Here is a 12,622-nt window from a genome sequence, read left to right as displayed (position 1 = left end):
AGAGACATGATCCGATCGGCCCTGTTCCTTTGCCTGCTTCCCCTGGCAGCCGCCGCGCATGACAACCAGTCGCGGATCACCACCCGCGGGGACATGACCTGCATCTCGTCCAATGGCGCGCCGAACCACGAGATGGGACGCTTCCCCAACAGGGCGAACCCGAACGCCTTCCGTGAGCAGCATCTGACCTTCTGTTTCCCGTCGGAACCGAAGCTGGCCGGAAAGACGACCAAAGGGCTGATGACTGTCGGCGTATCGCTCACCGGCGTGCCGTTCCGCCCCTACACGGCCGGGTATTATGACCCCGACGGGCGCGGCGGCTTCAGTTCCGACCCGTCGAGCGGCTGGCGCCAGCAGGCCATGTACGCGCCGCGCAAGCTGGGCATGGACGCCCAGAACGCGCATGTCGATCGCTCGGGCCTGTATCACTACCACGCGACATCCCCGGCCTATGTCGCCTCGCTCGACGGCAACCCGATCGGCTTTGCCCCGGACGGGTTCGAGATTCACTACGAGCCCGGGCGGGTCAGCTCGTCCTACCGGCTGAAATCCGGCGACCGGCCGACCGCGCCTTTCGGGCCCCATGACGGCACCTTCGAGGAGGATTTCGAATATGTCGAAGGCGCCGGCACGCTCGACGAATGCAACGGGATGATGGTCGGCGGCAGCTACCGCTACTATGCGACGGACAGCTACCCCTACTTCCCGCGCTGCTTCAAGGGCGTGGTGAACCCGGGCTTCATCAGCCGGGGCTGATTCACGATGCCTTGCCGACGAGGAACGCCGGCGGCGGCGCCACCACCGCCCGGACGTGACAGGGTGCGGTATATCCGCGCCATTGGCCCCGAACCGGCGGAGAATGCCCGAAAACCTCTGCTCGCGCCCTCCGGATACGGCCTGCCCCCCTTGCACAGCCCGGCGGAATGGACAATCAAGCAGCGTCAAACGAAGGAACCTGCCGATGTCCGATCTGCCCCAGAAGCCCACCGAAGAGATTTCGGTCCGCGATGTCTTTGGCATGGACAGCGACATGAAGGTGAAGGCCTTCGCCGAGCGCAGCGACCGGGTTCCCGAGATCGATCCGACCTACAAGTTCGACCCCGACACCACGCTCGCGATCCTGGCGGGCTTTGCCTATAACCGGCGGGTGATGATCCAGGGCTATCACGGCACCGGGAAATCCACCCATATCGAGCAGGTCGCGGCGCACCTGAACTGGCCCTGCGTGCGGGTCAACCTCGACAGCCACATTTCCCGGATCGACCTGATCGGCAAGGACGCGATCAAGCTGCGCGACGGCAAGCAGGTGACAGAGTTCCACGAAGGCATCCTGCCCTGGGCGCTGCGCAACCCGGTGGCGATCGTGTTTGACGAATACGACGCCGGCCGGGCCGACGTGATGTTCGTCATCCAGCGGGTGCTGGAACATGACGGCAAGCTGACCCTGCTGGATCAGAACGAGATCATCACTCCGCACCCGAGTTTCCGGCTGTTCGCGACCTCGAACACCGTGGGCCTGGGCGATACCACCGGCCTCTATCACGGGGTGCAGCAGATCAACCAGGCGCAGATGGACCGCTGGAGCATGGTGGCGACGCTGAACTATCTGAGCCACGACGCCGAAAGCGCGATCGTGCTGGCGAAGAGCCCGCATTACAACAACGACAAGGGCCGCAAGATCATCAGCCAGATGGTGACCGTGGCCGACCTGACCCGGACCGCCTTCATGAACGGCGATCTCTCGACGGTGATGAGCCCGCGGACCGTCATCAACTGGGCGCAGAACGCCGAGATCTTCCGCAATGTCGGCTATGCCTTCCGGCTGACCTTCCTGAACAAATGCGACGAGCTGGAACGGCAGACGGTGGCCGAGTTCTATCAGCGCTGCTTTGACGAGGAATTGCCGGAAAGCGCCGCGAGTGCCGCTGCGGTCTGAGCCGGGCAGCTTTCGTGACCTGACGCAGGGGCCGCCTTCGGGCGGCCCTTTGCCATTTTTCGCCCGATGCGCCACGGCAACCTCCCGCCGTTGATGCCCGGTGATCCATGCGCTAGCACCGGCCAATGAACATCCTCGCGATTTCCGGCAGCGGGCGGGCCGACTCGACCAATACTGCCATGCTGCGCGCCGTGGCCCGGATCGCCCGGCCCGCGCACGAGGTGACGGTCTTTGCCGAAGTCGCCGGGCTGCCGGTCTTTTCGCCGGATCTCGAAGCGGGGCCCCTGCCCGAGACGGTCGCGCATTTCGTCGGCCTGATCGAACGGAGCGACGCGGTCATCATCTCGAGCCCCGAATATGTGCGGGCCATCCCCGGCGGAATGAAGAACGCCATCGACTGGCTGGTGTCGCGGGACGAGATCATCACCAAGCCGATCGTACTGATGCATTGCTCGCATCGCGGCGACGACATGCTGGAGCAGCTCCGGCTGGTGCTTGCCACCGTCAGCCAGAGGTTCCGCGAAGACCTGTTCCTGAGGTTCCATTTCATGAAACTGTCGCCCGGGGAGATCGCCACCCGAATGGCATCACCCGGCAACCAAAAGGCGGTCGCCGGATTTCTGAAAGACCTGGCGGAGTTCTGCGGGCAGGACCCGGCCTGATCGCCACGGCGCCCAGGAGTTTTCAGATTGCCTGATTGTTTTGCGCAATTTTCGGGGCCATGCTGCATTCATGGTCGGTTTGAGGACAATCTGTGCCTGCCTGATCGCCGCCCTCGCCGGGGTCGGCCCCGCCCCGTCCCGCGCCGCGCCGTTGACGCCCGAGCAGCAGTTGCACGCCTTCGCCACCTGCGCCGGGCGCTATTCGGCGCTGACCGAGCATTACTGGCTGGTTGATGGGCCGGCCTCGGAGGTTCCGGCCCGGCGCCGCGACCGGTTTGCCGATCTGATGCGGGCGGTACAGCCTGACAGCGGCGTTTCCGAGCAGGTCGCGATGGGCTGGCGGGTTGCCGCCAAGGCCGAGCAGCGGCGGCTTCTGGGCGATGCCCTGTTTGCCGGGCGGGCGGGGTCGGGCAAGCTGGCGCAGGCATTTCTCGCGGACTGTGACCAGCTGGTCCCCGGCGCCTGAAAACGTCCATGACCGCCTTTTTCATCCGGCAAAGGGTTTAGATGCCCGGCGCCCGTGCTATAGCGGGGCACAGTTAGAAAATTTTCCCGGCCGACATTGGCCGGGGCAAACCAGTTGGAAGAACGGATTTCAGAATGAGCAAGAACGGCATCATTGGCCTTGTGGTCATCATCGTCATCGCCATCGGCGGCTATTTCCTGGGCAAGAGCCAGGGCTGGATCGGCGGACCGACTCCGCCCACAGCCGAGGAGGTCACCGCCTATCTGCAAGGGCTGGCCGACGAGGTCGGGACCGAGGGCAAGAAAATCGACGATTTCTCGCGCTATGAGGATGCCAAGCTGGAAGGCACCACGCTGACCCGCACCATCCGCTCGTTGCTGGACAAGGACAAGGTCTCGCCCGACTACCATCAGAACCGGATCGCGATGGTCAAGCGGACGCTTTGCGAGGACGAGACCGCCAAGGCGATGCTCGAAGCCGGGGCCATCTTTGCCTATGAGGTGAAAAGCGCCGACGATCAGCCCATTGGCTCGATCCAGGCCAGCAAGGGCTATTGCGGCTAGGCAGCCATCCCGGACGGACAGAGGGCCGGAGGCAATGCCTCCGGCCCTTTCCTTCGTCTCCCCGCCGCCTCAGGCAGCGACTTCCATATCCTCTTGCCGGGCCGCCATGGTGGCGCGGAGCCAGAATTCCAGATCGTCGAAGGTCGCATTGACCGAAGGCATCAGGTGATCCTCGATCTCGGACATCTCGGCCGTGCCGCCGGTCATCGGGTGCACCTTCTGCAGATCGGCGCCAAGGATGTGGATCGCCGAGCGGGTCGGGACCATCTGCAACTCGATCGCGATGCTGCGCAGATGCTCGACCGCACGGGCCGCCCCGGTGCCGCCATAGCCGAGCGCCGCCATGGGCTTGTGGTTCCATTCCTTGTAGGCTTGGTCCAGGGCGTTCTTGAGCGCCCCGGTGATCGAGCGGTTGTACTCGGCCACGATGAAGATGTAGCCGTCGAATTCGGCGATCTTCTCCTGCCAATTCACCGCTTTCGGGTTCTTTGACGGCATCCAGAGATTCGACGCCATCTCGTCGAAGAACGGCAGGTCGTAGTCGCGCAGATCGACCAGTTCCACATCCCAGTCGCGGGTCCCGGCCTTGTCCAGCAGCCAGGCCGCCGGCTTGTCGGCAAAGCGGGTGGGACGGGTCGAACCGATGATGATGGCGATGCGGGGTTTGCGGGACATGGCGCTCTCCTTGTGTTGTATGGTTACGAATCGTAACTACCCGGATATTGTGAAGAGGCGACTCGCCCGCAAGGACGCACCGGCGCCGCACCAGGGCACCGGAATGACAGGAGGGACCCGTGATGAAACAAGGTTACCCGGACGAAACCGGGGCGCCGGACGAGCCCGGGCCCTGCACGAGGATCAGCGAGATGCTGAACCGGGTCGGGGACAAATGGACCATGCTGGTGATCCGCGCGCTCAGCCAGGGACCCAGACGATTCAATGCCTTACGCCGCGATATCGGCGATATTTCGCAGAAGATGCTTGCCTCGACCCTGCGCAATCTGGAGCGCGACGGCTTTGTCAGCCGCACCGTTCTGCCGACCAAACCGCCGCAGGTGGAATATGCGCTGACGCCGCTGGGCCGCGATCTGCAGCGCCCGATCCTCGCCCTTGCACAATGGACGTTGGAAAACGCACAACGGATCGAGGCGGCACGGGCCGCCTATGACGGCGCGGCAGAGCGGCAGGCGGCCGAATAGCCGTTCACGGGAAGTCGTAGCAGCCGATGACGGTGCCCTTCCGGACGGTCCCGCGCAGCGCCGTGAATGGCGCGGCTTCCGAAAGCCCCATCATCCTGTCCAGGACGACCGGAATCCGGTCCCGCTGCTCGTCAGTCAGGCCGCCGTTCCTTGCCTGCTCCATGAGTTCCTTTCGCTCGATCAGCAGCGCAACCTGCCGCAGCAGGTTGGCGCGGACCTCCTCCAGCGTCACCGGTGCGAGCGCCTGCACCAACGGCCCCTGCCCTTCGCTGATCTGATGCGTCAGGCAGTCGAAATTCTTTGCCTGGCTGAGTTCCAGCACCTGCACCATCAACAGCGCCAGTTCCGGCGCGCCCTCGGCCACCCTGGTATATGTCACCAGCGCCGGGGTATCCTCGCGGCCGGGCCAGCTGCGCTTTTGCGTCTGCGCCACCAAGACCTCCCCGGCCAGCGCGAAGGTCAACGGCTGCTCGAAATGATTGAGACGTTGCCAGACCCCGAGATTGGCCGAACGCTCCCATTCGAGCACGGGGTGGTGGTAGCGGATCATCGGCATATCGGAAAACGGCTGGACCCCGTAGCGGCCCGGCGCGTCACCCTGCGGGTCGAGAACGCCCTCGGCCAGCAGCCCCTGGTAGGTGCCGGTCTCGTCCCAGAGCGACTCGGGCCCCGCGGGCACCGAGGCCTTGATCCAGTATTGCCGGAACGCGATCTGGCCCGGCCCCTCGCCCGGGCCGATCACCAGAACCTCCTGCCCCGGAACGGCGATCCCGGCGACATAGTCCAGCACATCGTCGCCCAGCCATGTGCCGTAGAGGCGGCTCGGATCCTGGACCGGCACGGCCTTGCGCGCGGCGTCCAGATTGGCGCGGAACATCGTCGTCTCGGCAGCGCTGCAACCGGCCAGCCGCATTCCCTGCGTACCCGCCACCGTGGCACCCGGCGCCGGCACCCGGAAGCTGGCCATCAACCTGGCGCAGTCGGGCCCTGCCAGCCCCGGAAGGGCCGCGCCAAGCCAGAGCAGTGCGGTCAGTGCGGCGGCGCCTGCGACCCGCTGGAAAGGTCTGGTCATGTTCGGGTTCCTTGCTCTGGGTCGGGACCAGCCTAATGGACTTGCGCAGGCCCGGACAACCGGCCTGCGCCATCGCGGCCCCTTGCCGCGCCCCGGACGGGGTGATTTATGAGGGGCATGACCCCGTGCGGCACCGGCCGGACGCAAGCTGACCCGAGGCGGACCCGATGAGCAAACCCAACGACAACCCCGCCGACCCGTTCAAGAAGGCGCTGGCCGAGGCCACCAAGGTCATGGCCGACGACCCCGAACTGACGGTCAGCTACTCGGTCGATCCGCCCGGGATGACCGTCGATACCGTGCGGCTGCCGCAGGTCTCGCGCCGGATGACCCGCGACGAGGTGCTGCTGGCACGCGGCACGGCGGATGCCTATGCGCTGAAGCTGCGGCATCAGGACGATGCCACCTATGCCAAATACATGCCGCAGGGGCAGATGGCCAAGGACCTCTACGAGGCGATGGAAACCGCCCGCTGCGAAGCGGTCGGCGCCCGCACCATGCCCGGCACCGCCGGCAATATCGACGCCAAGATCGGCGCCGAGGCCGAACGCAAGGGCTATGGCCAGGTGACCCGCGCCTCGGACGCGCCTCTGTCGGTGGCGGCGGGCTATCTGGTCCGGCATCTGGCCACCGGGCGCGAGTTGCCCAAGAGCGCGGCCAATGTGATGGAGCTGTGGCGCCCCTTCATCGAGGATCAGGCCGCCGGCACGCTGGACCGGATCGGCGAGATGCTGGAGGACCAGTCGGCATTTGCCCGGCTGGCGCGGCAGGTGATCGCCGATCTCGGCTATGGCGACCAGCTGGGCGAGGACCCGGACGGATCGGACGAGGAATCGCAGGAGCAGGCCGAAAGCGAAGAGGATCAGGAGACCCCCGACTCGGAGGGCGAGGAGGACGACAGCTCGGAAGAGGCCGATGCCGAATCCGAGAGCAGCCAGGAGGATACCCAGGACCCGTCGCAGGCGCAGCTCTCGGCCGACGAATTGGCCGATCAGGAGATGGGCGACGAGGCCGAGATGCCGGAGGGCGAAGCGCCGCTGGAGCCGCCGCCCCCGCCGCCGGTCTCGGAAGCCGATCCGAACTATGCCGTCTTCACCACCGCCTTCGACGAGGAGATCGGCGCGGAGGAACTGGCCGAACCGGCCGAGCTGGAACGGCTGCGTGCCTATCTGGACCAGCAGCTCGACCCGCTGAAGGGCGCCGTGGGGCGGCTGGCGAACAAGCTGCAGCGGCGCCTGCAGGCGCAGCAGAACCGCAGCTGGGAATTCGATCTGGAAGAGGGCACGCTGGATGCGGGCCGCCTGGCGCGGGTGGTGGCGAACCCGACCACGCCGCTGTCCTTCAAGGTCGAGAAGGACACCGAATTCCGCGACACCGTGGTGACGCTGCTGCTGGACAATTCCGGCTCGATGCGGGGCCGGCCGATCTCGATCGCCGCGATCTGCGCCGATGTCCTGGCCCGGACGCTGGAGCGCTGCCAGGTGAAGGTCGAGATCCTCGGCTTCACCACCCGGGCCTGGAAGGGCGGCCAGAGCCGCGAGAAATGGCTCGCCGAGGGCCGTCCGCAGGGGCCGGGGCGGCTGAACGACCTGCGCCACATCATCTACAAATCCGCCGACGCGCCCTGGCGGCGGGTCCGGCCCAACCTCGGGCTGATGATGAAGGAGGGCCTGCTGAAGGAGAATATCGACGGCGAGGCGCTGGAATGGGCGCATCGGCGGATGGTGGCCCGGCGCGAGCAGCGCAAGATCCTGATGGTGATCTCCGACGGCGCCCCGGTCGATGATTCGACGCTGAGCGTGAACCCGGCGAACTACCTCGACAAGCATCTGCGCGACGTGATCGCCATGGTCGAGAAGCGCCGCCAGGTGGAGTTGCTGGCGATCGGGATCGGGCATGACGTGACCAAGTATTACCAGCGCGCGGTGAAGATCACCGATGCCGAACAGCTGGCCGGCGCGATGACCGAGCAGCTTGCGGCGCTGTTCGACGCCGACCCGAGAGCGCGGGCACGGGCCTTCGGGATCAACCGGGTCGCGGCGGCGGCACGCTAGGCCCGGGGACCGGCCGCGGCGCAGGGCGGGTTTCGCCGCGCCTGCGGCGCAGCGACCCGGCGAGGGGCGCTGCCCCTCGCGCTCCCCGGAGTATTTTCAAGGCAAAGATGGGCGGGCGGACCGGGATGCCGGACTCACTCGTCCGGCCCGTCCTTCTGCTGCAGCGCATAGGTCTCGAACAGCTTGCCTTGGAACAGGAAGAAGCCGAAGACCCCCAGCGTCAGCCCGAATGTCTTGAAGGTCACCCAGGTGTCGGTCGAGAAGTTGCGCCAGATCAGCTCGTTGCTGACCGCCAGCACGGCGAAGAAGATGCACAGCCGCCGGGTCAGGATCATCCAGCCGGCGGGCTGCATCGGCAGCACCTCGTCCATCACCATGGCCAGATAGCTCTTGCCCCGCGCCAGGCCGGCCAGCAGGATGAAGGCGAAGATCGCATAGATCATCGTCGGCTTCATCTTGAAGAAGCGCTCGTCGTTGAACCAGATCGTCAGCCCGCCGAACAGCACCACCAGCACCAGCGTCATCAGGTTCATCTTCGACAGCTTGCCGGTCAGCCGCCAGGAGATCAGCGTCGTCGCCACCAGCAGCGGCACGAACATCGCGGTGACGGCGACGAAGCCGGAATATTCGGTGCCGTTGATGCTGAACACCCGGCCCTTGAACAGCGCATAGCCCAGGAAGAAGGCCAGGATCGGCCCGAAATCGAGAACCAGTTTCATGGTCGGGCTCAGCTTGCGCACCGGCTTGGGCTCGGTCATTGATGTCTCCACTGGATCAGCCTCCCATCTCAACTATCACGGCACCCAGTGCGATCAAGCACATCAGCCCCGCACGACGCGCCCCGACCCGTTCTCCCAGCATCAACCAGCCGATTCCCGCCGCAAAGACCGTCGAGGTCTCGCGCAGGACCGCCGCCTCTCCGACCTTGTCGAGATAGGTGGCCAGCATGACGCCACCGAAGCTGACGAAGGCGATCACCGCGCCGAGAAAGCCGCGGGCCAGCAGCGGGCCGGGGGCCGGGGGCGCGGACATGCGGCGATAGCGCAGGGCCGCGATTATGGGGAAATCAATGGCGGTTATAAGGAAGAACCACGCCAGAAAGGTGAAGGGCGAGGCCGAGAGCCGGATCCCGAAGGCGTCATAGGTCGTGTAGAGCGCCACCAGCAGCCCGCCGATCAGCGCGTATCCCAACCCCGCCCGCAGCGCCGCCCGGCCCAGGGTGACGCCGCGCAGGTTCAGCCCCGCCAGCGCCAGAATCCCGCCCGAGAGGCAGCCGACGCCCAGCCATTGCACCAGAGTAAAATGCTCGTGAAAGATCAGCGCCGCCGCCGCCACGGTGGCCAGAGGCCCCGAGCCGCGCACCACCGGGTAGACCACGGTATAGGCGGCGCGGGTATAGGCCAGCGCCATCGCCATCTTGTAGAAGAAATGGATGACCAGCGCACCAAGCAGCACGGCGAAGCCCGCCGGCGTCGGCCAGGGCACCAGGAACAGCGCCATCGGCAGGGCCAGGACGAAGATCGAGAAATCGATCGAGCCGCGGCTCAGCCAGGGGTCGTGGCGGCCTTTCTGCAGGGCGCCAAACACCGCATGGGCAAAGGCCGAGACCAGGGCTAGGATCGTCGCCAGCCGGGCGCCCTCGGGGGTGCCGGCCAGCGCGGCAAGCCATTCGGTCATCGGCTGCACCCGCCGCGCTCAGGGAGAGGGAACGCGATGCTGAGCCATGCCTGGGGCGAACTGACCGCGACACCGCTGTCGCTGAGCTGGACGGCGATGCTGCTGCGGCTTCTCTCGGCCGGTCTGCTGGGCGGCATCGTCGGGCTGGAGCGGGAATGGCATCGCAAGCCCGCCGGGCTGCGCACCCATATCATGGTGGCGGTCGGGGCCTGTCTCTTTGCCCTGCTGGCCTTCGAGGTGGTCGCCGACGCGAATGCCATGGGCGGGCCGACCCTGCGCGTCGATCCGCTGCGGCTGGTCGCGGCGGTCACCACCGGAATCGGCTTTCTGGCCGGCGGCACCATCCTCGCCTCGGGCGGGCATGTCACCGGGCTGACCACGGCTGCCGATCTCTGGGTGGTCAGCGCCATCGGGCTGGCCTGCGGGCTGGGCCAGATCGGGCTGGCAGCCCTGGCCACGGCGCTGGTGCTGCTGGTGCTGGTCGGCCTTCGCTGGGCCGAAGACATCGGCCCGAAGAAGGACCGCCACAGGCGCGGCCCGTCATCCGGCGACGGCCCCGGTTAGGGCGCGGGCGAAATCCTCGGGGTCGAAGGCGTCCAGATCGTCGATCTGCTCGCCGACGCCGATGGCATGGATCGGCAGTCCGAACCTGTCGGCCAGCGCCACCAGCACGCCGCCCTTGGCGGTGCCGTCCAGCTTGGTCATCACCAGCCCGGTGACATTCGCCAGCTCGCCGAAAATCTCGACCTGGTTGAGGGCGTTCTGGCCGGTGGTGGCATCGAGCACCAGCAGGGTGTTGTGCGGCGCCTCGGGATCCTTCTTGCGGATCACCCGGACGATCTTGGCCAGCTCCTCCATCAGGTCCTGCCGGTTCTGCAACCGCCCGGCGGTGTCGATCAGCAGCAGATCGGCGCCATCGGCCTCGGCCTTTGTCATCGCCTCGAAGGCCAGGCTGGCGGGGTCCGAGCCCTGCGGCGCGGTCAGCACCGGCACGCCGGCGCGATCGCCCCAGACCTTGAGCTGCTCGACCGCCGCGGCGCGGAACGTGTCGCCGGCGGCGATCACCACGTTCTTGCCGGCGGCGCGGAACTGGCTGGCCAGCTTGCCGATGGTGGTGGTCTTGCCCGAGCCGTTGACCCCGACGACCAGCACGACCTGCGGGCGCTTCGGGTAGATCGGCAGCGGCCTTGCCACCGGTTCCATGATCCTGGCGATCTCGGCGGCGAGGATGTCCTTGATCTCGGCGACCGAGAGCCGCTTGCCCAGCCGTCCCTCGGCCAGGTTGGCGGTGACCCGGCTGGCGGTGGTGACGCCCATGTCCGAGGCGATCAGCAGGTCTTCCAGGCTTTCGAGCATCGCATCGTCCAGCTCGCGCCGCAGGACCGGCCCTTCCGAGCGGCCGAGGATCCGGCCCAGGAAGCCGCGTTTCGCCGGCTCGGCGGGTTTCGCGGCCGGGGCGGCCGGGGCTGCCGGAGTTGGAACCGGTGCCGGGGCGACGGGTTGCGGCGCGGCGGTTTCGGGCTCGGGGTCGGCGGCGGGCCGGGCTGGCGGAGCTTCGGCCGCGGGCGGCGGACGGGATTCGGGGCGCGGCTCGGCCGCCTGGTCTGCCGGCGCGTCGTCCGGGGCAGCGGGCGGGGAAACCTCTTCGCGCACTTCCGGCTGCGCTTCCGGCGCGTCCGGCGGAGAGTCGACCCGAGCTTCGGCCTGCGCTTCGGCCTCGGCCTCGGCGCTGCCGCCGTCCGAAACGATCGCCTCCAACCCTTCCTCGAGCTTTGCCGAGCTCTTGAAGAGCCGCTCTTTCAATTTGCTGAAGAACGCCATCGATGCCCTTTCAATTGGCTCTCAGGTAAACGCTCCCGGGACGAATGGGAAGGCCGGGGGCGCGGATTCGGGCCGGGGTTTTCAGCGCCGCCGCGAAGGGCCATGATCGGCGCGGAAACGGAGAGTGGCAATGCAGGGCATGGCGGTCTTTGCCGGAGCGACGCTGGCCCCGGCGCTGCTGATCGGGCTGGGGGCCGTGCTGGGCGGCTACTGGGCGCTGGCGGCCCTGCTGGCGATGACGCTCCTGGCGGCGGCGCTGGACCTGTTGGTGCGGCTGGTGCCCGAAGCCCGTGCCGGACAGGAATTTCCCGCCGCGGACGGCTTGTCGGTGGTGCTCGCCTGCGTGCATTTCGTGCTGCTGCCGCTGGCGGTGCTGGCGCTTTCGGGCGGCACCGGGATCGGCTGGGGCGCGAGGGGCGCGGTGGCCTTGGCGGCGGGGATGTGGTTCGGCCAGGTCTCGAACTCGAATGCGCATGAGCTGATCCATCGCACCGACCGGCGGCTGTTCCGGCTGGGGATGTGGGTCTATATCTCGCTGCTCTTCGGCCATCACACCTCGGCGCACCGGCTGGTGCATCATCCGAATGTTGGGCTGGACAGCGACCCGAACACGGCGCGGAAAGGCGAAGGTTTCTACCATTTCGCACTGCGGGCCTGGCGCGGATCGTTCGTCGAGGGGCTGCGGGCCGAGACCGCGCGGCGGCAGGGGCGCGGCGGCTGGCACCCCTATCGGACCTATGCTCTCGGCGCGCTGGCCGGGCTGGCACTGGTCTGGGCGCTGGCGGGCGGGGCCGGACTGGCGGCCTGGCTGGCGCTGGCGAGCTATGCGCAGATGCAGCTGCTGCTGTCGGATTACGTGCAGCACTACGGGCTGGCGCGGCCGGTGTCGGCGGGCGGCCGCCCTGCCCCGGTCGGGCCGGAGCTGAGCTGGAACGCGCCGCATTGGTTCACCACGCATCTGATGCTGAACGCGCCGCGCCATTCGGACCACCACGCCCACCCTGCCCGGCCCTATCCGGCGCTGCGGCTGGCCGGGACCGGGGCCGAGCCGATGCTGCCCGCCTCGCTGCCCGCCATGGCGGCGCTGGCGATGGTGCCGCCGCTGTGGAAACGGGTCATGCATCCCCGGCTGGCGGCGCTGACCAAGGCGACCGGGGCGCAGGGCTGAACCG

At 67.3% G+C, this 12,622-nt stretch carries 14 protein-coding genes; 9 read left to right on the top strand and 5 right to left on the bottom strand.

The features are described 5' to 3' along the window. Positions 1-6 precede the first annotated feature (6 nt). The 5 genes from NUW50_RS13575 to NUW50_RS13555 all read left to right on the top strand — a co-directional run bounded on the left by NUW50_RS13575 (position 7) and on the right by NUW50_RS13555 (position 3,627). Positions 7-756, top strand: coding sequence for a YHYH protein (locus NUW50_RS13575; RefSeq protein WP_258289673.1), 750 nt, complete (start codon positions 7-9; stop codon positions 754-756). Between the two features lie 205 nt (positions 757-961). Continuing rightward, positions 962-1,936, top strand: coding sequence for a cobaltochelatase subunit CobS (cobS, locus tag NUW50_RS13570; protein ID WP_258289672.1), 975 nt, complete (start codon positions 962-964; stop codon positions 1,934-1,936). A gap of 125 nt (positions 1,937-2,061) precedes the next feature. Then, entirely contained in the window at positions 2,062-2,598 is a 537-nt protein-coding gene (locus tag NUW50_RS13565; RefSeq protein ID WP_258289671.1) for an NADPH-dependent FMN reductase, read from the top strand. A 70-nt stretch (positions 2,599-2,668) separates the two neighbouring features. Beyond that, positions 2,669-3,064, top strand: a complete 396-nt coding sequence (locus tag NUW50_RS13560) for a hypothetical protein (protein ID WP_258289670.1) — start codon at positions 2,669-2,671, stop codon at positions 3,062-3,064. Between the two features lie 134 nt (positions 3,065-3,198). Next, positions 3,199-3,627: a hypothetical protein gene (locus NUW50_RS13555; protein WP_258289669.1), complete on the top strand. Its 429-nt coding sequence runs from the start codon at positions 3,199-3,201 to the stop codon at positions 3,625-3,627. A 69-nt stretch (positions 3,628-3,696) separates the two neighbouring features. Here NUW50_RS13555 and NUW50_RS13550 read toward each other — a convergent pair whose 3' ends face one another. After that, positions 3,697-4,302, bottom strand: a complete 606-nt coding sequence (locus NUW50_RS13550) for an NADPH-dependent FMN reductase (RefSeq protein WP_258289668.1) — start codon at positions 4,300-4,302, stop codon at positions 3,697-3,699. Positions 4,303-4,424: 122 nt separating this feature from the next. On the opposite strand from NUW50_RS13550, the gene NUW50_RS13545 reads away from it, so the two are divergent. Further along, a complete protein-coding gene (locus tag NUW50_RS13545) occupies positions 4,425-4,826 on the top strand; it encodes a winged helix-turn-helix transcriptional regulator (protein WP_258289667.1) in 402 nt (133 codons plus the stop codon). Between the two features lie 4 nt (positions 4,827-4,830). Here NUW50_RS13545 and NUW50_RS13540 read toward each other — a convergent pair whose 3' ends face one another. After that, entirely contained in the window at positions 4,831-5,898 is a 1,068-nt protein-coding gene (locus NUW50_RS13540; protein WP_258289666.1) for a hypothetical protein, read from the bottom strand. Between the two features lie 167 nt (positions 5,899-6,065). On the opposite strand from NUW50_RS13540, the gene cobT reads away from it, so the two are divergent. Further along, positions 6,066-7,952, top strand: a complete 1,887-nt coding sequence (gene cobT / locus NUW50_RS13535; protein ID WP_258289665.1) for a cobaltochelatase subunit CobT — start codon at positions 6,066-6,068, stop codon at positions 7,950-7,952. Between the two features lie 134 nt (positions 7,953-8,086). On the opposite strand, the gene NUW50_RS13530 is transcribed toward cobT, so the two are convergent. Together NUW50_RS13530 and NUW50_RS13525 are read right to left on the bottom strand one after the other, a co-directional pair. After that, complete coding sequence (locus tag NUW50_RS13530; protein ID WP_258289664.1) at positions 8,087-8,710, bottom strand: inner membrane-spanning protein YciB; 624 nt, start codon at positions 8,708-8,710, stop codon at positions 8,087-8,089. 16 nt (positions 8,711-8,726) lie between these two features. Continuing rightward, a complete protein-coding gene (locus NUW50_RS13525; RefSeq protein ID WP_258289663.1) occupies positions 8,727-9,629 on the bottom strand; it encodes a DMT family transporter in 903 nt (300 codons plus the stop codon). Positions 9,630-9,665: 36 nt separating this feature from the next. Between NUW50_RS13525 and NUW50_RS13520 the strand changes: the two genes are divergently transcribed. Further along, on the top strand, positions 9,666-10,193 hold the full coding sequence (locus tag NUW50_RS13520; RefSeq protein WP_258289662.1) for an MgtC/SapB family protein: 528 nt from the start codon (positions 9,666-9,668) through the stop codon (positions 10,191-10,193). Here NUW50_RS13520 and ftsY read toward each other — a convergent pair. Beyond that, a complete protein-coding gene (ftsY, locus tag NUW50_RS13515) occupies positions 10,170-11,450 on the bottom strand; it encodes a signal recognition particle-docking protein FtsY (RefSeq protein ID WP_258289661.1) in 1,281 nt (426 codons plus the stop codon). The genes NUW50_RS13520 and ftsY overlap by 24 nt on opposite strands. Before the next feature lie 130 nt (positions 11,451-11,580). Here ftsY and NUW50_RS13510 point away from each other — a divergent pair, with 130 nt between their 5' ends. Continuing rightward, positions 11,581-12,618 (top strand): alkane 1-monooxygenase, encoded by a 1,038-nt coding sequence (locus NUW50_RS13510; RefSeq protein ID WP_338001364.1) that lies wholly within the window; start codon positions 11,581-11,583, stop codon positions 12,616-12,618. The last annotated feature ends 4 nt before the right edge of the window (positions 12,619-12,622 follow it).

The organism is Frigidibacter sp. ROC022 (genome assembly GCF_024723735.1).
In the GTDB taxonomy this organism is placed as follows: domain Bacteria; phylum Pseudomonadota; class Alphaproteobacteria; order Rhodobacterales; family Rhodobacteraceae; genus SLM-1.
This window is presented reverse-complemented; position numbering and strand designations above follow the sequence as displayed.